The 20,803-nt window shown below is 61.4% G+C and carries 21 protein-coding genes and 7 pseudogenes; 17 read left to right on the top strand and 11 right to left on the bottom strand.

Annotated features, from left to right (window positions below; genetic code table 11):
- Positions 1-345: 345 nt before the first annotated feature.
- Both AC2FLX_RS19425 and AC2FLX_RS19430 read left to right on the top strand, forming a co-directional pair.
- A pseudogene (locus AC2FLX_RS19425) lies at positions 346-674 on the top strand (IS6 family transposase); the annotation flags it as partial.
- Positions 675-820: 146 nt separating this feature from the next.
- A pseudogene (locus tag AC2FLX_RS19430) lies at positions 821-1,517 on the top strand (IS6 family transposase).
- On the opposite strand, the gene AC2FLX_RS19435 reads toward AC2FLX_RS19430, so the two are convergent.
- Complete coding sequence (locus AC2FLX_RS19435) at positions 1,514-1,747, bottom strand: phospholipase D-like domain-containing protein (RefSeq protein ID WP_480752100.1); 234 nt, start codon at positions 1,745-1,747, stop codon at positions 1,514-1,516. The pseudogene AC2FLX_RS19430 and the gene AC2FLX_RS19435 sit on opposite strands and share 4 nt — an antisense overlap.
- A gap of 169 nt (positions 1,748-1,916) precedes the next feature.
- On the opposite strand from AC2FLX_RS19435, the gene AC2FLX_RS19440 reads away from it, so the two are divergent.
- The 8 genes and pseudogenes from AC2FLX_RS19440 to AC2FLX_RS19475 all read left to right on the top strand — a co-directional run bounded on the left by AC2FLX_RS19440 (position 1,917) and on the right by AC2FLX_RS19475 (position 8,574).
- Entirely contained in the window at positions 1,917-2,912 is a 996-nt protein-coding gene (locus AC2FLX_RS19440) for an FscB (protein WP_480752101.1), read from the top strand.
- Positions 2,909-3,199 carry a DUF6127 family protein gene (locus AC2FLX_RS19445; RefSeq protein WP_496811164.1) on the top strand — a complete coding sequence of 97 codons (291 nt, stop codon included), beginning with the start codon at positions 2,909-2,911 and terminating at the stop codon, positions 3,197-3,199. Before AC2FLX_RS19440 ends, AC2FLX_RS19445 begins: the two co-directional genes overlap by 4 nt.
- Before the next feature lie 142 nt (positions 3,200-3,341).
- Positions 3,342-4,013, top strand: a pseudogene (locus AC2FLX_RS19450) (YcbK family protein); the annotation flags it as partial.
- 177 nt (positions 4,014-4,190) lie between these two features.
- Complete coding sequence (locus AC2FLX_RS19455) at positions 4,191-4,682, top strand: fasciclin domain-containing protein (protein WP_480752135.1); 492 nt, start codon at positions 4,191-4,193, stop codon at positions 4,680-4,682.
- 41 nt (positions 4,683-4,723) lie between these two features.
- A complete protein-coding gene (locus AC2FLX_RS19460) occupies positions 4,724-6,229 on the top strand; it encodes an FAD-binding domain-containing protein (RefSeq protein ID WP_480752104.1) in 1,506 nt (501 codons plus the stop codon).
- A gap of 8 nt (positions 6,230-6,237) precedes the next feature.
- Positions 6,238-6,390, top strand: a complete 153-nt coding sequence (locus AC2FLX_RS19465; RefSeq protein ID WP_480752137.1) for a DUF2256 domain-containing protein — start codon at positions 6,238-6,240, stop codon at positions 6,388-6,390.
- Positions 6,383-7,048: an SDR family NAD(P)-dependent oxidoreductase gene (locus AC2FLX_RS19470; RefSeq protein ID WP_480752106.1), complete on the top strand. Its 666-nt coding sequence runs from the start codon at positions 6,383-6,385 to the stop codon at positions 7,046-7,048. Before AC2FLX_RS19465 ends, AC2FLX_RS19470 begins: the two co-directional genes overlap by 8 nt.
- Positions 7,042-8,574 carry a cryptochrome/photolyase family protein gene (locus AC2FLX_RS19475; protein WP_496811162.1) on the top strand — a complete coding sequence of 511 codons (1,533 nt, stop codon included), beginning with the start codon at positions 7,042-7,044 and terminating at the stop codon, positions 8,572-8,574. The genes AC2FLX_RS19470 and AC2FLX_RS19475 overlap by 7 nt, the downstream gene beginning before the upstream one ends.
- A gap of 3 nt (positions 8,575-8,577) precedes the next feature.
- Here AC2FLX_RS19475 and AC2FLX_RS19480 read toward each other — a convergent pair whose 3' ends face one another.
- From AC2FLX_RS19480 to AC2FLX_RS19525, 10 genes are all read right to left on the bottom strand, one after another.
- Positions 8,578-9,003: a DUF3429 domain-containing protein gene (locus tag AC2FLX_RS19480; protein WP_480752108.1), complete on the bottom strand. Its 426-nt coding sequence runs from the start codon at positions 9,001-9,003 to the stop codon at positions 8,578-8,580.
- On the bottom strand, positions 9,000-9,554 hold the full coding sequence (locus tag AC2FLX_RS19485; RefSeq protein WP_480752110.1) for a glutathione peroxidase: 555 nt from the start codon (positions 9,552-9,554) through the stop codon (positions 9,000-9,002). The genes AC2FLX_RS19480 and AC2FLX_RS19485 overlap by 4 nt, the downstream gene beginning before the upstream one ends.
- 61 nt (positions 9,555-9,615) lie before the next feature.
- Positions 9,616-10,083: a TspO/MBR family protein gene (locus AC2FLX_RS19490; protein WP_480752112.1), complete on the bottom strand. Its 468-nt coding sequence runs from the start codon at positions 10,081-10,083 to the stop codon at positions 9,616-9,618.
- A 44-nt stretch (positions 10,084-10,127) separates the two neighbouring features.
- Entirely contained in the window at positions 10,128-10,691 is a 564-nt protein-coding gene (locus AC2FLX_RS19495; RefSeq protein WP_480752114.1) for a CIA30 family protein, read from the bottom strand.
- Positions 10,637-12,079, bottom strand: coding sequence for an MFS transporter (locus AC2FLX_RS19500; protein WP_496811161.1), 1,443 nt, complete (start codon positions 12,077-12,079; stop codon positions 10,637-10,639). Before AC2FLX_RS19500 ends, AC2FLX_RS19495 begins: the two co-directional genes overlap by 55 nt.
- Positions 12,076-12,504, bottom strand: a complete 429-nt coding sequence (locus AC2FLX_RS19505; RefSeq protein WP_480752116.1) for a thiol-disulfide oxidoreductase DCC family protein — start codon at positions 12,502-12,504, stop codon at positions 12,076-12,078. The genes AC2FLX_RS19500 and AC2FLX_RS19505 overlap by 4 nt, the downstream gene beginning before the upstream one ends.
- Positions 12,505-12,510: 6 nt before the next feature.
- Entirely contained in the window at positions 12,511-13,260 is a 750-nt protein-coding gene (locus AC2FLX_RS19510; protein ID WP_480752118.1) for an SDR family NAD(P)-dependent oxidoreductase, read from the bottom strand.
- Complete coding sequence (locus AC2FLX_RS19515) at positions 13,250-13,816, bottom strand: DUF3833 domain-containing protein (RefSeq protein ID WP_480752119.1); 567 nt, start codon at positions 13,814-13,816, stop codon at positions 13,250-13,252. The genes AC2FLX_RS19510 and AC2FLX_RS19515 overlap by 11 nt, the downstream gene beginning before the upstream one ends.
- A gap of 11 nt (positions 13,817-13,827) precedes the next feature.
- Positions 13,828-14,046 (bottom strand): FAD-dependent oxidoreductase, encoded by a 219-nt coding sequence (locus AC2FLX_RS19520; protein WP_480752121.1) that lies wholly within the window; start codon positions 14,044-14,046, stop codon positions 13,828-13,830.
- A 108-nt stretch (positions 14,047-14,154) separates the two neighbouring features.
- On the bottom strand, positions 14,155-14,427 hold the full coding sequence (locus AC2FLX_RS19525) for a hypothetical protein (protein ID WP_480752138.1): 273 nt from the start codon (positions 14,425-14,427) through the stop codon (positions 14,155-14,157).
- Between AC2FLX_RS19525 and AC2FLX_RS19530 the strand changes: the two are divergent.
- From AC2FLX_RS19530 to AC2FLX_RS19560, 7 genes and pseudogenes are all read left to right on the top strand, one after another.
- Positions 14,353-14,993: pseudogene (locus AC2FLX_RS19530) on the top strand (IS6 family transposase). The gene AC2FLX_RS19525 and the pseudogene AC2FLX_RS19530 sit on opposite strands and share 75 nt — an antisense overlap.
- A 107-nt stretch (positions 14,994-15,100) precedes the next feature.
- Positions 15,101-15,322 (top strand): annotated as a pseudogene (locus AC2FLX_RS19535) (DDE-type integrase/transposase/recombinase); the annotation flags it as partial.
- Positions 15,323-15,355: 33 nt separating this feature from the next.
- A pseudogene (locus AC2FLX_RS19540) lies at positions 15,356-15,775 on the top strand (DDE-type integrase/transposase/recombinase); the annotation flags it as partial.
- A gap of 141 nt (positions 15,776-15,916) precedes the next feature.
- Positions 15,917-16,519, top strand: a pseudogene (locus AC2FLX_RS19545) (GAF domain-containing protein); the annotation flags it as partial.
- Positions 16,520-16,594: 75 nt separating this feature from the next.
- Positions 16,595-20,140 (top strand): GAF domain-containing protein, encoded by a 3,546-nt coding sequence (locus tag AC2FLX_RS19550; protein WP_496811165.1) that lies wholly within the window; start codon positions 16,595-16,597, stop codon positions 20,138-20,140.
- The gene (locus AC2FLX_RS19555) at positions 20,115-20,504 is read left to right on the top strand and encodes a response regulator (protein WP_480752124.1); all 390 of its coding nucleotides are present in this window, start codon (positions 20,115-20,117) and stop codon (positions 20,502-20,504) included. The genes AC2FLX_RS19550 and AC2FLX_RS19555 overlap by 26 nt, the downstream gene beginning before the upstream one ends.
- On the top strand, positions 20,501-20,803 hold a 303-nt coding region (locus AC2FLX_RS19560), incomplete at its 3' end, for a response regulator transcription factor (RefSeq protein WP_496875506.1). The genes AC2FLX_RS19555 and AC2FLX_RS19560, both read left to right, overlap by 4 nt.

Here is a 20,803-nt window from a genome sequence, read left to right on the forward strand (position 1 = left end):
CCCTCGAAGCTGAACGCGAGGTCGCTACCGGTGCCTTGAAAGGTGAAGCTGACCACGCCGTCGGCATCCGTGACCCCGTCGAACCGGTTGCCGTAGCTGCCGGTGTCCATGCTTCCGGGTGTGAGCACCCCATCTGCAATTAAGGCCATGGCCAGTGTCCTTTCAGGTAACTCTTTCGAAGTGTATCCGCATTGGCAGTCTGGGTTCGAAATCGACATGAGAACATGGGGAAAAGTTTGGTTGAACTGAGGCGATCTTGTGATTTGGCGCAAATTTTCGCCTAACTAGAGCTTTGTCAGGGCAATTCGTCTCGAGACGGGCAGGGCGGTTTTGTAGCGTCCAGCTATGATCAAAGGGTCCCCGTTTCACTATTTTAGGACCAGCCCCGAAATCATCCGCCTAGCGGTCATGCTGTACGTTCCTTTCCGCTCTCGTTGCGCAACGTCGAGGATCTTCTCCACGAACGCGGCATTGATGTCAGTCGCGAAGCCGTACGGTTCTGGTGGCACCGGTTCGGACCTCTGTTCGCCTCCAAAATCCGGAGGCGCCGGGTCGAGGGTTTGCAATCGAGCCGTTGGTGCTAGCATTGGGACGAGACGTTCGTGAAGATCTACGGCGAACGCAATTACCTTTGGCGAGCCGTCGATCACGAGGGTGAGGTTCTGGAAAGCTATCATTAGCGAAAGTGAAATTGAGCAGATGTTTTTTGTGTTGCGAAAAGGGCTTGAAGCGACAAGTATGTGGCTCGGAGGGATCAGTGACCGGCCGTGTCAGAAGGAATTTGGTTGAGGCGGGCAGGGCGGTTTCGTAGCCTCCGGCCATGCCTAGGCGTGATCCATTCAAATACTTCCATGGCAGCCCGGAAATTGTCCGCCTGGCGGTCTTGATGTACGTTCGTTTCCCATTATCGCTGCGGAATGTCGAAGATCTGCTGCACGAGCGCGGTATTGATGTGAGCCACGAGACGATCCGTTTCTGGTGGAACAGATTTGGTCCGATGTTCGAGTCAGAAATCCGGCGTCGGCGGGCGGAAAGACTGCGATCCGGGCGGCGATGGCAGTGGCATGTCGAGGAGGTTTTCGTGAAGATCAACGGCAAATCTCACTACATGTGGCGAGCTGTTGATCACGAAGGCGAAGTTCTGGAAGCCGTGGTAACGAAACGTCGAGACAAGCGAGCCGCCCTGAAATTCCTCAGAAAATTGATGCGGCGCTACGGTCGGCCGGAAGTTCTGGTGACGGACCGCCTCCCTTCGTACCGTGCGGCGTTGCGGGAGGTTGGAGCGGCCGATCTGCAGCACACAGGCCGTTGGTTGAACAATCGGGTGAGAATTCGCACCTGCCATTCCGACGTCGAGAGCGAGCGATGCTGCGCCTCCGGCGCTTGCGAAGTTCGCCGCCGTTCATTCCTCCGTATTCAACCATTTCAACCAGGAGCGCCACCTCTACACCCGAGCGAACTTCAAGCTGAACCGCAATGTGGCTCTCGCCGAGTGGCGCCAACTTGGCGCGCACTAAGGGGCAGCGTCACTGCCCTTGTTAAGGCTGGTTAGAATCTGTCTGACAGCACCGCCAGAGTCCACCGAGGATTCCAAGACTACATTCACTTGAACCCCTTTGTCGGCCGCTTTCTTCAAGGCCTTCAGAATTGAAGGCCTCTCATGCGCGACGAAACTCACGATGAACAGTTCCGAATGAGCGCTAGAGATCACATCGAGAAGAACGCGTTCCGTTCTTCGTGTGGCCACGAATGGTGTCGTCGGCCCTGTCAAAACCAACTCGGTCTGATTCTCTTCGTTCGTCTTATTTAGGCTATGGCTGGATGCAACGAGTACCGGACATCGACATCTTCAACGAATGGGGCGGCCAGTCCCGTCTCACGGCCGGCGAGGCCGCTCTCTATATCGAGGTAATTCCATGAGCCACATCCTCCATCTCGGACACCAGGTCACGGACCTTGCAGGCGTCGAAGGCCGCGTCAGCACCGAAGCCGCGGGGTTCGATGCCGACCTCGACGTCAACTGCGTCCGGATCAACACAGGTGAGACGAGCGCGGTCCCGTTTTCGGCCTCGTGGTCTGTGCCCGCCGGTGATGTCTGGCTGGGATTTCGATACAAGGCACCGTCGGTCAACGCCCACATTATCGGTACAGACGGCACCTTTCTGGAGTTCTACGACGATACGAATGCGCTGATCGCGCGTGTCCGAACTGAGCGAGACGATGAGAAGTATCACGCCATGGCAATGGGTGACACCAATGTCGATGGAGCCTCGTCCTTCACGGCTGCCACGAACCAGGTCTATTGGATCGATGTGAAGATCGCGGTCGGCGCCGACATCACCATCGAGTTCTACGCCGACGGGGTCCTACAGAGCAGCGCAACAGCAGCGAACACCGGAGGCAAGGGCCCACCCGTTCGTTGTGTCTGGAAGAACCACGGGCTCTTTGATTTCTACAACCCGGCCACCTGCTATTACGCCCATATCGCAGTGCTCGACGGCGTCTCAACCATTGGGCGGCGGTTTGCTCGGCGCACGCCCGATCTGGTTGCGACCTATGATGCCTTCTCAGGCGGCGTCGATGCCGTGAAGGACGGCGACATCACCACCCGCGCGGCGAGCGATATTGCCGGTCAACGCATGTCGTTTTCGCTGTCGGGGCCAACTGGACCCGCCGGGGCAACGACCATCGCAGGTGTGCATGTGAAACAGCTGGCCCAGCTTGGCACGGCCGGGCCGACCGGCATTGCGGGGTTCCTTAGGATCGGGGGCGTGGACTACGACGCTTCTCCCGGTACGCCGTCCGCCGATATGCCGTCGCCGGTTTATTCGACATGGGATGTAAACCCGGCCGACAGCACGCCCTGGACCACGGCCGCGCTGCCGACAGAGGTTGGAATTATCTCGTCATGACGCCACCTCGAGCCGATCAGGGCGACATGCGCATGTCCGAGATCGAATTCCAGGCCATGCTGACGCGCGCGGCTGAAGCAGGTGCCAAACGCGCGCTTGCCGATGCCGGGATCGATGGCAAGGACGCCGCCCTCGACATCCGCGATCTCCGTTCACTTCTCGACTGCATCCGCTTCGTGCGGCGCACGGCCGTTCAGACAGTGGTGCATCTTATCACCACGGGGGTGATGTTGGCGCTCCTCGCCGGGATTGCACTGAAGCTCAAGATCTTCGGTGGATCGCCGTAGCCGAGCAGACGAACGAACCATCCGACCAATCAAACCCGCCCTAGTGGCGGGGTGAGCCGCGGTCTGCCTGAAAGGCAGACGGGAAGGTCCAGTGGACCTTCCCTAGCTGCGAAGGGCCGGAAACTTGTTTCTGGAGGACACTATGACCACGACCTTTTACGACCATTGGCGCGACGTGCCGGACGACACCTGGCGCTGGCCCAACTTCTCGCCCGCCGAAATTGCCTGCCGCGGTACCGGAAAACTGCTGATCAACGAGCCCGCTCTCGACAAGCTGCAGGCGCTGCGCGACCGGCTAAGCAAGCCGATGATCGTGCGTTCCGCCTATCGCAGCCCCGAGCACAACCGTGCCGTCGGAGGCGCGACGCGTTCGAAGCACATGGATGGCGCGGCCTTCGACATCGCCATGGCGAACCACGACCCGGTGGCGATCGAGACGGCGGCGCGGGAGATCGGGTTCCTCGGTTTCGGCTTCTATCCTCGCTCGGGCTTCATGCACATCGACCTCGGCCCGGCGCGCCAGTGGGGCGAGCGCTTCCCTGCGCGCCCGGTGCGGTTCGCGGCCGAGACCCCGCCGGCGCGCGAGGTCCTGGCGCAGAGCCGCACCATGAAAGGCGGCGGCGCGGCGGGTGTCGCGACGCTGGGTGCGGCCGGTGTCGAGGTGGCGCAGCAGGTTCTGACCGAGACGCAGACCGCGATCCTGCCGCTGGTACCGTATCTCGATGCGCTCCGCTGGGTGTTCATCGCCGTCGCGCTCGGGGGCATCGCGGTCACGATCTACGCCCGCCTCGATGACTGGCGCCGGGGGCGGCGGTCACCAGCGGTGCGCATCGACATTCATGCCTCCGAGTCCGGTCCGCCGAAAAGTCTTGGTCCTGTTGGGGCGACGTGTGATCCGGATTGCCGGCGACCGCGTATTTAGAAGACAGCTCAAATGGAGGACACACCAATGTTTCGAATGCCCCTTCTTTCCTTGGCCACCGCTTGGTCGATGGCCGCAGCCGCCGCGACCTTTGCCACCGCGGCCACATTTGCAAGCGTACCGTCGCCCGCGATCGCCGACGGGCACATGAGCAAGGACGTTGTCGACACAGCCGTGGAAGCGGGAAGCTTCAACACACTCGTCGCCGCGGTTCAGGCGGCCGGGCTCGTAGACGTTCTGAAGGGCGATGGCCCCTTCACCGTCTTCGCGCCCACTGACGACGCCTTTGCCAAGCTGCCCGACGGCACGGTGGATGAACTCCTGAAGCCTGAAAACAAGGACAAGCTCGCCGCCATCCTCACCTACCACGTGGTGCCGGGCAAGGTGATGTCCTCCGATCTCTCGGATGGGCTCATGGCCAAGACCGTGCAGGGTCAGGAAGTGAGGATCTCGCTCGCCAATGGCCCGATGGTTGACAACGCCAAGATCGTGCAGGCCGATATCGAAACTTCGAACGGCGTCATCCATGTGATCGACTCCGTGATTATCCCCGCCGAGTGACGTCAGGGCGGCAGATCGTTTCGGATCGGCGCTCCTCTTCAATGGAGGTTGTGTGGTTCAAGCGCGACCTGCGGGTGCAGGATCACCTGCCACTCGCACGCGCCGCCGCCGCCGGTCCTGTCCTGCCGCTCTACATCGTCGAAACCGGCCACTGGCGATCCGAGGATGCCTCGGGTCGCCATTTTGAGTTTCTCTGCGAATGCCTCGCAGAGCTTCGCGCCGGCCTGGCCGCCCTGGGTCAGCCGCTGGTGATCCGCACGGGCGACGCGGTGGCGGTTCTGGCCGACATCCACGCGCGTCACGGCATCGCCGCGCTCTGGTCGCATGAGGAGACGGGCAATTTGTGGAGTTTTGCCCGCGACAGGAAGGTTGCCGCCTGGACGCGCGCTGAAGGTATTCCCTGGCACGAGCTGCCGCAGGGCGGGGTGGCGCGGCGGCAGCCCTCGCGCAATGGTTGGGCCGACCGATGGGAGGCGGAGATGACCGCACCGATAGTGCCGCCCCCGCCCGCACTCGAACCGACCGGCGAGATTGCGCTCGGCGCCCTTCCCGCGCCCGCGGATCTGGGGATCGCCCCCGACCCATGCGCCGGTCGCCAGAAGGGCGGGCGCACCGCAGCCCGAGCCACGCTCACCGCCTTCCTCGAGCAGCGCGCGGTGCGCTACCGACGTGGCATGTCGAGCCCGCTTTCGGCGCCTGAGGCCTGTTCGCGCCTGTCGCCGCATCTGGCATTCGGCACGCTCTCGCTCAGGGAAGTGACGCAGGCAACACGCGCCGCCCGGGTGCGCGCCGCAGAACGCGAGGCGAACGGCTGGCTGCCAGGGCTCGCCGCTTTCGAGGAGCGGCTGCATTGGCGCAGTCACTTCATGCAGAAGCTTGAGGATGCTCCCGACCTCGAGGCGCGCGCCATGCATCCCGCGCTCGACGATCTGCGCACGCGCGCGCCGGACGCGTCACGGCTCTCGGCCTGGGCGGGCGGCGAGACGGGCTTTCCGTTTCTTGACGCCTGCATGCGCTGCCTGATCTCCATCGGCTGGACCAACTTCCGCATGCGTGCGATGCTCATGGCAGTGGCAAGCTATCACCTCTGGCTCGACTGGCGGGCAACAGGCCTTCACCTCGCGCGGGTCTTCACCGACTACGAACCAGGCATCCACTGGCCGCAGGTGCAGATGCAGTCGGGCGTCACCGGCATCAATGCGCTGCGGATCTACAAACCCGTCAAGCAGGGTCGCGACCATGACCCAGAGGGGCGCTTCACCCGCCGTTGGCTGCCCGAGCTTGCCGCGGTGCTCGATGCTTTCCTGCACGAGCCCTGGCGCTGGGACGGGGCTGGGCGCATCCTGGGCCGTTTTTACCCTGCGCCGATTGTCGATCTAGCGGTTGCGGTGCGGGAGGCGAAGGCACGCATGGCCGAAGCGCGGAGCGCAGAGGGGTTTCGCGCGGCGAAGGCAGAAATTCTCGCCCGCCACGGCAGCCGGCGAGGCCCACGAAGGCGTGGCAAAGGGCGCGCGGGTGACTGTCGGCAGATGACTCTCGATCTCTGACGATGAAGATGCGCCGAAAATGCGACTTGCCGGTGAAGATCTGCGCCCGCTGCGGGCGACCCTTCGCCTGGCGCAAGAAATGGGCGCGCGACTGGCAGGCGGTGCGCTACTGTTCCGTCGCCTGCCGAAAGGCGCGCGCAAGGAGGAACGACCATGACTGAACATGCGCTCATCATCGGTGCTTCGGGCGGAATTGGCGCTGCTTTCGCAGCCGAATTCGCGCGTCGGGGCTTTTCCGTCACGGGCCTTTCGCGGCGCGCCGACGGACTTGATGTCACCGACCCCGTCTCGGTCGAGCGTGTGCTGGGCGGCGTCGAAGGACCGTTTTCGCGTGTCGTCGTGGCCACCGGCATTCTTGCGCCACCGGGCCGCAGACCCGAAAAAAGCCTCGCCGAGATCGACGCCGATGCCATGGCCGAAGTCTTCGCACTCAACGCCATCGGCCCGGCACTTGTCCTGCGGCATCTGCCACGCCTTCTGCCGCGCGATGCGCGATGCGTGGCGGCGGTGCTCACGGCGCGGGTGGGTTCGATCGGCGACAACCGTCTGGGCGGCTGGTATTCCTATCGCGCTTCCAAGGCGGCGGCGAACCAGATCGTTCATACGGCCGCAATCGAGCTTGCTCGCACCCACCGCCAGGCGGCGCTGGTCGCCCTTCACCCCGGCACGGTGGACACACCGTTTACCACTGCCTATCGCGGCCACGACAAGCTTGCGCCCGACGACGCCGCGCGACGTCTGACGGATGTGATGGACGGGCTGACGCCTGCCCAGTCGGGCGGCTTCGTCGACCATCGCGGCGATGCGGTGCCGTGGTAGCGCCGCGCCTCGTCCTCGTTCTCGGCGATCAGCTGACCGAGACCGTCGCCGCGCTTGCCGCCGCCGATCCGACCCGCGACGTGGTGGTGATGGCCGAGGTGATGGCAGAGGCTACCTACGTCCGCCACCACCCCCAGAAGATCGCGCTTGTCTTCGCGGCGATGCGCAAATTCGCCGCGCTGCTCGGGGCGGCTGGCTGGCGCGTTGACTACAGCCGGCTCGATGATCTCGAAAATACAGGTTCGATCCCGGGCGAGCTTTTGCGCCGGGCCGCTGCACATGGCGCGGCCGAGGTGATTGCCACCCGTCCCGGCGACTGGCGGCTTGCTGCGGCGCTCGAGGACGTGCCGTTAAAGATGCGAATGCCGGAGGACGACCGCTTCTTCTATTCGGCGCGCGACTTCGCCGACTGGGCCAAGGGGCGCAAGAGCCTGCGCATGGAATGGTTCTACCGCGAGATGCGGCGCAAGACGGGCCTTCTGATGGAGGGCGACAAGCCTGTAGGTGGGCGCTGGAATTTCGACGCAGAGAACCGCAAGGCGCCCAAGGCGGGGATGCGCTTTCCCGACCCGCCGGCCTTTGACCCCGATGACACGGTGCGCGAGGTGCTCGATCTTGTCGCTGCGCGGTTTGGCGACCATTTCGGCGAGCTTCTGCCCTTCGCCTGGCCCACCGACCGGGATCAGGCGCGCACTCTTCTGGCCTGGTTTCTGCGCCATGGCCTGCCGCGCTTTGGCGATTTTCAGGATGCGATGGTGGCGGGTGCGCCGGTGATGTTCCACTCGCTGCTCTCGCCCGCGCTCAACCTTGGGCTTCTCTCGCCGTCTGAAGTCTGCCGCGCCGCCGAGGCCGAATGGCGCGCGGGCCGGGCGCCCCTGAACGCCGTCGAAGGCTTCATCCGCCAGATCCTCGGATGGCGCGAATTCATCCGCGGAGTCTGGTCGCTGGAAGGCCAGGGTTACACCCGCCGCAACGCGCTTGGCCACCGCCGCCCGCTGCCGGCCTTCTACTGGGGCGCGCCCACGCGCATGCGTTGCATTTCCGAGGTGGTTGGCCAGACCCGCAAGCACGCCTATGCCCATCACATCCAGCGGCTCATGGTTACCGGCAGCTTCGCGCTTCTGGCGGGGATCGACCCCACGCAGGTGCACGAGTGGTATCTGTCGGTCTATGCCGACGCCTTCGAATGGGTCGAGGCGCCCAACACGCTCGGCATGAGCCAGTTCGCCGACGGCGGCATCGTGGCGTCCAAACCCTACGTCTCCTCGGGCGCCTATATCGACCGGATGTCTGACTACTGCCGTGGCTGCGCCTACGACGTCAGGGCGAAGACCGGGGAAAAGGCCTGTCCCTTCAACCTGCTTTATTGGCATTTCCTCGACCGCCATCGCGACCGCTTTGCCCGGAACCCGCGTATGGGGCCGATCTATCGCGGCTGGGAGCGCCGCGACGACGACACTCGGGCGCGCATCCTGAATGAGGCAGAGGCGTTCCTTGCGCGCATGGACTCTGACGAGGACGTCTGACCTTCATGCCGCAAGCGCCGCAAGGCCGAAAGCGGTCAGGACGCCAAGCGCCAGCGCAATTCGCAGCCTTGGATACCATACGGGTGCCTCCGCCCGGGCAGAGGGCGCAAGCTCTGCGGCAAGGAGCCCGATGAAGGCGAGCCCCAGAAGGCCCAGCGCGGGGAGCGGCGCCAACAAGGGCGCGATGAGCGCAGGCAGGCTCATGAGTGCGAACCCGGCAAGGCGCAACGCGCTGCCGCCCGTGGCCAGGATCATCGCCCAGCGCGCGCCGGCCATAAAGGCAAGGATCACCGCGCCCCAGATGATCTCGGCCTGAAGCGCCACATGGGTCAGCCCGATGCCGGGCGAGAGGTGGGCTGCGATCGCGAAACCCCAGAAGGGTATGAGTCCCGCCGCGCCCAAGAGGGCCGCGGCCCGCGCCGCACTCATGTCCCGGGCGCAGCCAGCGCGGCGTCGATCGCGGCGCGGGCCTTGCGCGCGGTCGGCTCGAGGCCGCTTGGCATCCATGTAACGATCCGCCCGTCGCGCCCGATCAGATACTTGTTGAAGTTCCAACGCACCCTTTGGCCTGTCTCGGCTGCGGCCCAACTGAAGAACGGGTGCGCGGCCTCGTCCACCACATGCACCGGCGCGGTCATCGGGAAGTCCACGCCGTAGGTGAGTTCGCAGAAATCCTTGATCTTGTCCGCTTCTTCATACTCCTGCCGAAAGTCGTTGGACGGCGCCCCAATCACCACCAGGCCCTGGTCGCGGTAGTCCTGCCAGACCTCCACGAGATCGGCATATTGCCGCGTGTAGCCGCAAAAGGATGCTGTGTTGACGATGAGAAGAACCTTGCAACGCCATCGAGAGAGCGGCATCGGCCCGCCCTCGAGCGCCTCGAAAGTGAAATCCCATGCAGTCTCGGCCCGCGCGACTTGGGGAAGGGTTGTCATCGCTGCGGCGGCGGCCGAGATGACGCCGAATTGTCGTCTGTTCATCCTTCCTCTCCCATTTGCCAAGATACGTTGCCGAAATCCCGGCGGATCACACGAGGCCACGTCAGTTGAGGCGCCAGAAGGCCCAGTTGAGCACCGCCGCAAAGCTCACCCAGCCGAGATAGGTCACCAAGAGCCACCCCGAGACCCGGTCAATCTGGAAAGCGACGACGGTCAGCGCGGCGATGGCGAGCCAAAGCGCACCAATGATGACCAATGCCGCCCCAAGCGCGTGGGCGCCAAAGAAAGTCGGTGTCCAGAGCGTGTTCAGCGTGATCTGCAAGGTCCAGAGCCCGAGCGCCAACCCCACCAGCGTCGCACCCTGTCCGGCCTGCGCGGCGAGGCGCGCACCGGCGACGGCGATCATCAGGTAGAGCGCGGTCCACACCGGGCCGAAGAGCCAGTTGGGCGGGCGGAAGGAGGGCGCGTTCAGTGACTGGTACCACGGACCGTTTGCGGGAAACAGCATCCCGCTGGATGCCGCGGCGATCACGGCAAGCAGGAAGGGCAGAAGGAGAAGAAGGAAGGGCATGAAGCAGTCTCCGGGTTGGTTCAGTGACACACTTTGTCGGGCGCCTAGTCGTAGAAACCAAGATAGCGCAGATCGACCCGCGCCGAGTGCTCCCGCCCGAAAGCCACGACTGCAACGGACCGGATACCGGTTGCACGCGGTGTCGCGCGCAAAAACTGACCCGACGGTTCGAAGGCGGTGAGCGGAATCCGCACCTCTTGCCAGTCGGCCGAGGTCGGGAAGGGAGCCTGGTAATACTGCCAAGGCAGCGCTGTGCCGCGGGTCCGCAGGTGCACGAAATAGGTCTCGCCATTGCCGCGCGCGACGAGGCGGATGCCGCGCGCGGATGCCGGAGGCGGCATATCAAGCCGGATGCGCATCTGGATGAAGCCGCCATTGTTCGCGGTGCTGACCTTGCCTTCGAGGCGTGCGAAGTTGGCGCCATCGTCGGTCAAGAACGTCATTCGGCCCTCCGACACGCCTCCCATCACCGTGTCCGCGAAGAACTGCCAGCGCACCTCGGCGGGTGCGTCGAAGCTGTCGATGGGCATGTCGCCCGCGCGGGCCGCACCGGTCACTGCGCTGACCGCGAGGCAGCTGGCGGCGAGGGTGGCAAGGGTTCTGCGCATTGGCTTGGCTCCGGGTGAGAGGTGGTTTCGGTTTGCGCGCTGCCCGTGAACAGGTTGCGCGGCGAGGGTGGCAAGGGTTCTGCGCATTGGCTTGGCTCCGGGTGAGAGGTGGTTTCGGTTTGCGCGCTGCCCGTGAACAGGTTGCGCGGCAGAAAGGCGAGAAGGGCAAGGGACAGGATCTTGAGCGCGCAAGGCACCAGCGCGTAGGCCGCGTTGAGCGCATCGAGCGCCGCGGCGTCATCGGAGCCGGCGGGGTCGAAGCCGACGAGGCCGAGGACGGGCAGCATTACCGCCGCGGCGAGGGCGAGCGACGCCTTGGCCAGAAAGCTCCAGAGCCCAAACGCCTGCCCCGCCGGCAGCCCGGCGCGACCGAGCGTGCTTGCCAGAAGGCTGGTCAGAATCACGCCATCGGCCCCAAGTGCAACCCCGGAGGCGGCGGCGATGACGGCAAAGGAGAGCGCCGCGCCGGAGGGCAGCGCGTAGGCCCAGACAAAGCTTGCGATGGCAAGGCACATGGCCCCGGCCAGCACCGGGCGGGGGCCGTATCGCGTGGCAGCGCGCGCCCAGGCTGGGGCGCTGAGTCCGCCGGCGGCGAAGAAGAGAACGAGAAACGCGCCCGCCAGATGCGAGAGGCCCAGGCGCTGATCGACAAAGAAGATAAACAGCGTCGTTGTCACCGCCACCGGTAGGCCGTTGACGAACCCCAAGGTCAGCACCCAACCCGCCCCCGAGCGCAAGAGCGCGCCGAGGTTCGGCGGAGGGCTGAACGCAACCGGGCGGCGCCAGAGCGGGCGGGAAGCCCATGCCGCGACGATGGCGAGCGCCGCCGCGGCGCAGGCGAAGGCCGGGTATCCGCCTGCATCGGGAAAGGCGAGGCCGAGAAGCTGCGGCCCCATCGCCCCGAGCGCGACGCCGGCCAGAATCCCGAGCTCGCGCGCACCGGCAAGCCGCAACTGGGCCGCTGGCGCGTCGCTGCCGGCAATGCTGACGCTCTGGCCATAGAGCAACAGTGTACCCAGAGAATAGGCAGTGAAGGTCAGAGCCAGCGCCGCCGCAAGGGCGCCCACCCCGCCCTGCGAAGGGACCACCGCGAAGACCCAGACCACCCCAACCGCCAGCCCGCCAAGCGCCAGGGTCGCGAACCGCCCGCGATGCGAAGCGAAACGATCGGTCAGCCGGCCGAGAAGCGGGTCCTGCACGACGTCTACCACCCGGATGAGGCCCAGAAGCGCTCCGATTTGGCCGAGGGTGAGCCCGAGCTCAGCGCTCGCAAAGCGCGGCAGGTGAATGTAGAGCGGCACGCCCACCGCCGCGAGCGCGGCGGCAAGAATCGCCACCCTCACTGCAGGAATGCGGCTGGCCCCGTCATTTGTGACTACCCGGGTCATCGGCTCTTCATCCGCTGTAGCCGCACGAACGCGCCGGCGAGCACCGGGCGGAGGAGAAGAAACAGGAGATAGAGCCCTTCGAGCAGCTTGCGGATTCCGGGCAGCCCGCCGATCCGCGCAAAAGGCCGCAGCCGGGGCAGCGTGGCCATCAGCGCGAGAAAGGCGGCCGCGCCCGAAATCACCTGGCCCTGGGCCGTCTCAACATGAAAGCGTGCCCGCGCAGAGGCGCGGCTTACACCCTCGGGCAGGGCTGTGTCCTCTCGGGCGACGTCGACGAAGGCGATTTTCTCGGCGCCGCGCTGGCGGCGGTAGAAGGCAATTTCCGCCCGGCAGAGAGGACAGGCGCCATCATGATATACCGACAAAGCCGGATCGCGCGGCGTTGGCGCGGCTCGATGCGGATGGGGGAGCGACTTGGCGTTCATGTGTTCTCACTCCGCAGATTGTCGAGCGAACAGGGCATGAAAGAGCGGCAGTGGAAGCTTGCTTCCGAGCGTGAAGAGCCAGGAGAAGGGCGCGGGAAAGCTCGTCGAGAAGCGCCCGTGTCGGATCGCACGCATCACGCGCTGCGCCGCCTCTTCGGGCTCCATGATCTGGGGCATGGCAAAGTCGTTTTTCGCCGTCAGCCGGGTGCGGATGAAGCCGGGGTTGACCTGCTGGACGGTTACGCCCGTGCCGCGCAGATCTGCGCGCAGATTCTCGGCCAGATGCATGAGCGCGGCCTTCGAGGCGCCATAGCCGACTGCACCCGGCAAGCCGCGAAATCCAGCAAGCGAACCAATCAAGACGACCCGCCCTTCGCCCCGTGCGGCCATGGCCGGCACGAGATGGGAAAGCACCCTGAGCGCGCCGGTGAAATTAACCTCGGCCATGGCTTCGGCCGCGCCGGGGCGCCAGCTGCGCCCGCTCATCGGTTCGTAGGCGCCCGCGGCGTAGATGACGCCGAAGGGCGCGGGCACGGCGGCGCATGCGGCCGCCACCGAACCTGCGTCGGTCACGTCCATGGGCAGGGCCGTGATATTCAACGCCTCGCCAGCCATCGCGGCCAGCCGCTGGGAATTTCGGGCCGACGCGGTCACCGTTGCCCCTGCCACGGCAAGCTCGACGGCTAGTGCATGCCCGAGGCCTTCTGAGGCGCCGATCACCCACCAGTGCCGGCCGACGAAAGGATCATTCGGCAACGATCTCGGCCTCCCTTGCCGGGCGCATTGTTGCAACCAACTCGGCCACATTGATGCCGAATTTGCGCATCACCGACTTGTTGAGGATCACCCCGTCCTCGGTCAGGTAGAGCCAGTCCACCACGTCGAGAACATGTCCGCCGGCGGTTTCGGGCAGACGCAACCGATAGCGTAGCATCACCGTGGCGCCGGACTGGCGGCCGCGTGCTTCGCCCACGATGTCGGGCGCGGTCCCGATGATCTCGCCGTCATTGCCGAGCCGCAGGGTCCATTCGCGCATCTGCTCGGTGCCGCTTGAATAGCGGAAGGTTTCGGACAGCCGGCCGGTGGCGCCGTCCCACGCGCCCTCCATATTGGCCACGAAACTCTGGTTCATCCCCCCCGTCGGCCCGAAGATTACGCCTTCGGCGCGCATGGGGCCCGAAAGATGCCTGCGGATGTCGAAGACGGGCGTGGTTCCGGCATAGTCCTCTGACTGCTGGGACTCGAATCCCATCAAGCGCGGCCAGGCATAGAGCCCCGCGCCGAACAGCGCGAGGAGAAGTAGTGTGGTCATCAGACATCTCCTCATGCGCGCGGCCTCGCCGGCGCGTGTTGTCGAATCCGGATCGGCTCAGGCACGTAACAGCTGTTCAGGTTGTGGAGCCAGCTGCGCAGGAACGGCCCGTCAAAGTCCAGCCGCGCAACAACGCGGGCGGCGAGATCGCGAGCGGCGCAAAGCCCGGTGATCCCCGCCCCCACGATGACGATGCGGGGGCATTCAGAAGTTTCGGTGTAGATGGGCATGCGGCGTATTCCTTTTCATAGCTTATGAATATTTACGCGAAACGAGCGCCGTTGGATCAATCCGGTGCCCGCAAATTACCCTTGGGAAACTTGCCGCGGCCAGGCGTTTCACCTTTCTCTTTGCCGCGAGTTCGCGTCATGATGCCGGTCGAGATGGTGCAACGCCTTAAGCTTAGCGCCGCCGGTGTTGTCAGAAGGAATTTGGTTGAGGCGGGCAGGGCGGTTTCGTAGCCTCCGGCCATGCTCAGGCGTGATCCATTCAAATACTTCCATAGCAGCCCGGAAATTATCCGCCTGGCGGTTTTGATGTACGTTCGTTTCCCATTTTCGCTGCGGAATGTCGAAGATCTGCTGCACGAGCGCGGTATTGATGTGAGCCACGAGACGATCCGTTTCTGGGGAACAGATTTGGTCCGATGTTCGAGTCAGAAATCCGGCGTCGGCGGGCGGAAAGACTGCGATCCGGGCGGCGATGGCAGTGGCATGTCGAGGAGGTTTTCGTGAAGATCAACGGCAAATCTCACTACATGTGGCGAGCTGTTGATCACGAAGGCGAAGTTCTGGAAGCCGTGGTAACGAAACGTCGAGACAAGCGAGCCGCCCTGAAATTCCTCAGAAAATTGATGCGGCGCTACGGTCGGCCGGAAGTTCTGGTGACGGACCGCCTCCCTTCGTACCGTGCGGCGTTGCGGGAGGTTGGAGCGGCCGATCTGCAGCATACAGGCCGTTGGTTGAACAATCGGGTTGAGAATTCGCACCTGCCATTCCGACGAAGAGAACGGGCCATGCAGCGCTTCCGGCGCATGCGAAGTTTGCAGAAGTTCGCCGCCGTTCATTCCTCCGTTTACAACCATTTCAACCAGGAGCGCCACCTCTACACCCGCGAAAACTTCAAGCTGATCCGCAACGCCGCTCTCGCCGAGTGGCGTCAGCTATGTTCCGCCTGAGTTCCCGTGGTTGTTGGGAAACTGAGACTGGTTAGAATCTGTCTGCGCGGCATAAGGGGCAGCGTCACTGTCCTTGTGGAGACTGGTTCGAATTGGTCTGACAGCACCGCTGGCTGAACAACAGGGCCGAGAATTCACATCTGCCATTCCGACAACGAGAACGGGCAATGTAACGCTTTCGGCGAATGCGAAGTCTGCAGAAATTTGCTTCCGTCCACGCCTCGGTCTTCAATCACTTCAACTCGGAGCGCAGCCTCACCAGCAGACAGAATTTCAAGCTCAACCGCGCCGCCGCTCTAGCCGAGTGGCATCAACTTGCTGCGGCATAAAGGGCAGGGTTACTGTCCGAGCTGAGACTAGTTCTCATCCGTCTAACACCACCCGAAGGTGAAGTGCTGGAAAGCGTTGTCACCAAGCGGCGCAACAAGCGCGCTGCATTGATAATGTTCAGGAGATTGATGCGGCGGTATGGTCAACCAGAGGTCCTAGTCACCGATCGGTTCGCTTCATACAAGGCTGCACTTCGCGATCTGGGGTGCGATGATCTGCAGGCGTGCGGTCGCTGGCTCAACAACCGCGTTGAGAATTCACACCTGCCGTTTCGAAGAAGAAAACGAGCAATGCAACGCTTCAGGCAGATGCGAAGTCTGCAGAAATTCGTAGCTGTTCACGCCTCCATCTTCAACCACTTCAACCAGGATCGCAGCCTCTCGAAGCGAAACCACTTCAAGCAAAACCGTACCGCCGCTCTCGCCGAGTGGCGCGATTTCTGCGCGGCATAAGGGACAGCGTTACTGTCTTGGCAGAGACTGGTTCGAAGTCGTCTGACAGCACCCTCGGCACAATTGTTTCTTTGAAAAGTACGCCGTGTGATACAATCCCGGATTAGCAAACTTGGTCATTACCTTCATATGGGGTGACGTATGGGCCATTCCGGCAACAACTGCAAAGCGGGACGTTCCCGCAAAGAAAAAGGCACGAATCCAGAGAAGGACACGCTCGCAGTTGCTGCGCGGACGGATCAGGGGTCTCGGGTCCTGTCCCACGATCTTGCTCTTGGGAGCGCTTCGGATGACCGTTTGGTCGGTGTCGTAGACGGCACCTCGCAGGAAAATACAGACTTCCTGACAGCTCTTGGAAAGATCATCGAAGCAATTGTGATGGACAGCGGGTCAGAGTGTGGATGCATATTGCTAGTGAAGGAAAGAAAGTTATGGCCCGCCGCTACTTGCGCAGGTTCTTCAGAAACCGAAAGCGGTTTCAAAAACCTTTTGAATGCCATTTTGCACAACCATTCCATACAAGATAAGCTTTTGGAGGGAGAGGTCGTTTTTATTCAGGACGTCCAGAGCAGCATTGAAGTGTCAGGATATTTTGTCGACGCTGTTGATGTTCGGAGTATTTTTTCGGTTCCCATAGTTTGCGACGGACATCCATCCGGCGCTATTGTTGTCGGCCGTCGTGACGGGGGCAATTTCAATAAGACCACGTCAAGCCATCTTTCCATATTCGCCTATTTGGTCGCGGCGGTCATCGAGAAATCTCGTCTGCTCTCCAAAACCTTGGAGCTTGAAACGGATCTGGCCGAGCGGAACAGGGAGTTGGCAGAAGCGCGCGTTCAACGGGCAGCGTCATCCGACCTTTTGAAGATGATCAGCGGGACGTCATTTGATCCCGAACCAGTGCTTGGAACCGTGGTCGACACTGCAAAACGGCTTTGCGGTGCGGAACGGGCGCACGCCTTCATTCTTGAAGCGAACCTTTTGAAACTGGCGTCCGCGGGTACAGGCATGCCAAAAGGCCAAGAGCAATATCTTCGGGATCATCCTCTGCCATTGGACAGAGGGTCGGTTGCGGGCCGGGCCGCTCTCGAACGCCAAGCGGTGCAGATCGAAGATTCACTGAACGATCCCGAATACAAGCTGAGCGAACTCACGGCACGTTATCAAGGCCGGACGCTCTTGGGTGTTCCGATGTTGAAAGGGGATCATCTGATTGGTGTCATTACAGTAGTCAAGTCTAAGGTCGAGCCATTCAATGAGCGCCAGATCGAGCTGGTCTCAAACTTTTCGGATCAAGCAGTGATCGCGATCGAGAACGCCCGCCTGTTTCGGGAAGTGGAGTTGCGCAACCGCGATCTTGCCGATGCCTTGGAACAACAAACAGCGACAGCCGACATACTGGCGGTCATATCCAGCTCGTTATCGGATGCGCAACCAGTGTTCGAAGAGATTGTCGAAAGTGGTCTCAAGTTATTTCCAGGCTGTAAAGTTACGATAGCAAAGCCGCAGGATCGAGAACTTCACGTTGTGGCCATCGCGGCATCGAATGACGAGGACGAGGCCGCGGTTCGCGGTGTTTTCCCCATCCCGCTGTCGCATGAGTATCTTCATAGTGTTGCATTCCTGGAAAAACGTTTGGTCGACATATCTGACGCTGCGCAAGCCCCTGACGATCTGAAGGCAGGCGCCCAAAATCTTCTAGCCAGTGGCAATAACGCTATCACGGTATTTCCCTTGGTTCGTGATGATGAGGCGATTGGCGCTCTGAGTGTTATCCGGGAAAAACCCGGGCCCTTGTCTGACAAACAGTTGGGTATTTTCAGGACATTTTCCAATCAGGCCATGATCGCCATCGAAAACGCCCGGTTGTTGGAAGAATTACGTGAATCGCTGCAGCAACAGACCGCGACAGCGGACGTGCTAAAAGTGATATCGCGCTCTGCTTTCGATTTGCAGACAGTGCTCGACACGTTGACCCATTCCGCAGCAACCCTGTGCGAGGCCGAGAATGCGTGGATCTTTCGGCGGCACGGCGACATCTACAGGTTTTCCGCAAGCTTCGGTTTTTCCGAGACGTCGCATGCAAAAATAAAAGAATTCCTGTCGCCTTTGGATGTGACCCCTGGCCCCGGTACGATGATCGGTCGAACCGCAAAAGCTCGCGAGCCGGTTCAGATTGTCGACGTGTTGGAAGACAGCGAATACTCGTGGGGAGAGTTACAGGAAATCGCCGGGTACCGGTCTGTCATGGGAGTCCCGTTGTTGCGCGACGGCGAGACAATCGGAATTCTGGCCTTGTCTCGCACCGTGGTTCGACCTTTCACTGAGAAACAGGTCGAACTTGCAACGACATTTGCCGACCAAGCAGTTATCGCAATCGAGAATGTGCGGTTGTTCGAAGAAGTTCAGGCGCGAACCAACGAACTTCAACAAACGTTGGACTACCAAACTGCCACGAGCGATGTATTGGGTGTCATTTCTCGGACACCCAATGAAATTCAGCCTGTCTTCGATGCCATCGTTAGTACTGCAAAGCGGCTATGCCACGCCAATGACGCACATATTTTCCGTTTGGACAATGGCATATACAAACTGGTGGCACACCTAAAAACCAAGGCATCTGAAAGCCTGACAGACTATTTGAAATCGCATCCCATCAAACCCGGACAACAAGGGTCGGTGACGGCCAGGGCAGCAAAAAAATTGTGCGCTGTGCATGTCCCGGATACTGCCGCCGATCCGGACTATGACAAGGGCATTATTGGCCACGCGGGACGCCGCGCCGTTTTGGCGGTTCCGCTGGTTCGCGATGGTACGGCTATTGGCGTCATAACTATGCAGCGCGAGGCCAATCGACCATTCACGCAAAAACAGATTGATCTGGTTTCGACATTCGCTGACCAGGCGGTGATCGCAATCAACAATGTCGAGCTGTTCGATACTGTCGAGGCCAGATCTCTTGAGTTGAGGGAGTCTCTGGATCAACAAATCGCTACGGCGGATGTGCTCAAGGTGATTTCCCGCTCGGCTTTCAATTTGACCAATGTGCTCCAAACCCTCGTCGAAGCTGCGGCCCGGCTATGCCGCGCCGACCAGGGGATAATTGCCCGGGAACTGGATGGTCAATTTGGTCGGGTGGCAAGCTTTGGGACTTCCGCCGAATTCAACGAATTTGTCAGGATCATGCCAACTGAGCAGGAACGTGGCACGGCGATTGGTAGGGCCCTGATCGAACGTCGTATTGTTCATATTCCCGATATCATGAATGACCGCGAATACACCTTTCTGGAAGGTCGGGAGTTGGGAGGGTACCGCACGATCCTTGCCGTGCCGATGCTGCGCGAAAACCGCGCTATCGGTGTATTGTTGCTGACCCGGTTTGAGCCGGACCCGTTCAACAAAAAAGAAATCGAACTTGCCGGCACGTTTGCAGACCAGGCGGCCATCGCCATAGAGAATGTTCGCCTGTTCGACGATGCAGAGACGCGCACAAGGGAGTTGGAGCAATCGCTGAGCGATCTCCGCGCAACTCAGGACCGTTTGGTGCAAACCGAAAAGCTGGCCTCATTGGGTCAACTGACCGCCGGAATTGCGCATGAAATCAAAAACCCGCTCAACTTTGTCAATAACTTCGCTTCGGTTTCGACCGAACTCATAGACGAACTAAAGGAAGCGGTTGACGGGTTGCTAGCCGACAAAGAGGCAGCGGAGGATATCCGGGAACTTGCGGACATGCTGCGCGGCAATCTGGAAAAGATTGTGCAACATGGTCAGCGGGCCGACTCGATCGTGAAGAACATGCTGCTTCATTCCCGACAGAGGTCCGATGAACATCGCGTCGTCGACGTCAATTCCATCGTCGAGGAAAGTCTGAACCTTGCCTACCATGGAGCTCGCGCCGAGCGGCAGGGCTTCAACATAACAATCGATCGTTCGTTGGCGCCAGACACAGGCTCAGTGGATCTATACCCGCAGGAAGTTACGCGTGTTCTTCTGAACCTGATTTCAAACGGTTTTTACGCAACAATGAAACGAAAAGCGGATCAAACGGATCATGCTTATGAACCAACATTGAAAGCATCCACAAGAAACCTCGGGGACTGCGTTGAAATCGCCATTCGGGACAACGGCACCGGGATAACGGGCGAGGTGCAGGAGAAATTGTTTTCGCCCTTCTTCACCACCAAACCGGCTGGAGAGGGCACTGGCCTTGGTCTTTCAATCAGTCACGATATCATCGTCAAACAACATGGTGGTAGGATCGAGGTGGAAACCGAACCGGGGAAGTTTACCGAGTTTCGAGTCATTCTGCCCCGAACTGCCGTTGAGGGGGATAGACATGAACTTGCTCGTTCTCGTGATTGACGACGAAGCCGATATCGAAACCCTGTTCCGCCAACAGTTTCGAAAGGAGTTGCGGGCGGGTGAATTCGCCATGCAGTTCGCTCTTGGTGCCGACGAAGCCTTGGCCGCAATTCGCAGCATAAATGATGCAATGCTGATCCTCATCTTGTCCGACATCAATATGCCCGGCATGAGCGGTCTGGATTTGCTACCGAAAGTGCGCGCCGCCCGACCGGATGTCCCGGTGTTCATGATCACAGCGTATGGAGATGCCGAAACCAGGCGCTTGGCAGTGGAAAAAGGCGCCAAGGGCTTTCTGACCAAGCCGATCGATTTTGCATCCCTGCGTGAAGAAATCCGCTTGCGTGTGGAACAAGCCGCATGACGCCGCGAGTGCTTTTTGTCGACGACGAGGTGGATCTGGAACCTCTGGTCCTGCAGAAATTTCGGCGCCAGATACGGGATGGAGGGATAAGCTTCGTGTTCGCGCGCGACGGCATCGAAGCTTTGGAAATAGTTGGAAGCGACGAAGTTGTCGACCTGGTTGTAACCGACATCAACATGCCACGCATGGACGGCCTGACTTTATTGCAGGAGTTGCAAGAAAGAGAAGCCGGTCTATCCACCATCATTGTCTCGGCCTACGGAGATATGTCGAATATTCGCACTGCCATGAACCGCGGC

Source organism: Ruegeria sp. YKSF57, assembly GCF_059612585.1.

Bases quoted from the DNA above. Each gene is read 5' to 3' on its own strand.
- AC2FLX_RS19460 (WP_480752104.1), top strand. From the start codon at position 4,724: ATGGAGGTTGTGTGGTTCAAGCGCGACCTGCGGGTGCAGGATCACCTG.
- AC2FLX_RS19445 (WP_496811164.1), top strand. From the start codon at position 2,909: ATGACGCCACCTCGAGCCGATCAGGGCGACATGCGCATGTCCGAGATC.
- AC2FLX_RS19470 (WP_480752106.1), top strand. From the start codon at position 6,383: ATGACTGAACATGCGCTCATCATCGGTGCTTCGGGCGGAATTGGCGCT.
- AC2FLX_RS19485 (WP_480752110.1), bottom strand. From the start codon at position 9,554: ATGAACAGACGACAATTCGGCGTCATCTCGGCCGCCGCCGCAGCGATG.
- AC2FLX_RS19455 (WP_480752135.1), top strand. From the start codon at position 4,191: ATGGCCGCAGCCGCCGCGACCTTTGCCACCGCGGCCACATTTGCAAGC.
- AC2FLX_RS19480 (WP_480752108.1), bottom strand. From the start codon at position 9,003: ATGAGTGCGGCGCGGGCCGCGGCCCTCTTGGGCGCGGCGGGACTCATA.
- AC2FLX_RS19505 (WP_480752116.1), bottom strand. From the start codon at position 12,504: ATGAACGCCAAGTCGCTCCCCCATCCGCATCGAGCCGCGCCAACGCCG.
- AC2FLX_RS19465 (WP_480752137.1), top strand. From the start codon at position 6,238: ATGCGCCGAAAATGCGACTTGCCGGTGAAGATCTGCGCCCGCTGCGGG.
- AC2FLX_RS19520 (WP_480752121.1), bottom strand. From the start codon at position 14,046: ATGCCCATCTACACCGAAACTTCTGAATGCCCCCGCATCGTCATCGTG.
- AC2FLX_RS19555 (WP_480752124.1), top strand. From the start codon at position 20,115: ATGAACTTGCTCGTTCTCGTGATTGACGACGAAGCCGATATCGAAACC.
- AC2FLX_RS19440 (WP_480752101.1), top strand. From the start codon at position 1,917: ATGAGCCACATCCTCCATCTCGGACACCAGGTCACGGACCTTGCAGGC.
- AC2FLX_RS19495 (WP_480752114.1), bottom strand. From the start codon at position 10,691: ATGCGCAGAACCCTTGCCACCCTCGCCGCCAGCTGCCTCGCGGTCAGC.
- AC2FLX_RS19490 (WP_480752112.1), bottom strand. From the start codon at position 10,083: ATGCCCTTCCTTCTTCTCCTTCTGCCCTTCCTGCTTGCCGTGATCGCC.
- AC2FLX_RS19500 (WP_496811161.1), bottom strand. From the start codon at position 12,079: ATGACCCGGGTAGTCACAAATGACGGGGCCAGCCGCATTCCTGCAGTG.
- AC2FLX_RS19515 (WP_480752119.1), bottom strand. From the start codon at position 13,816: ATGACCACACTACTTCTCCTCGCGCTGTTCGGCGCGGGGCTCTATGCC.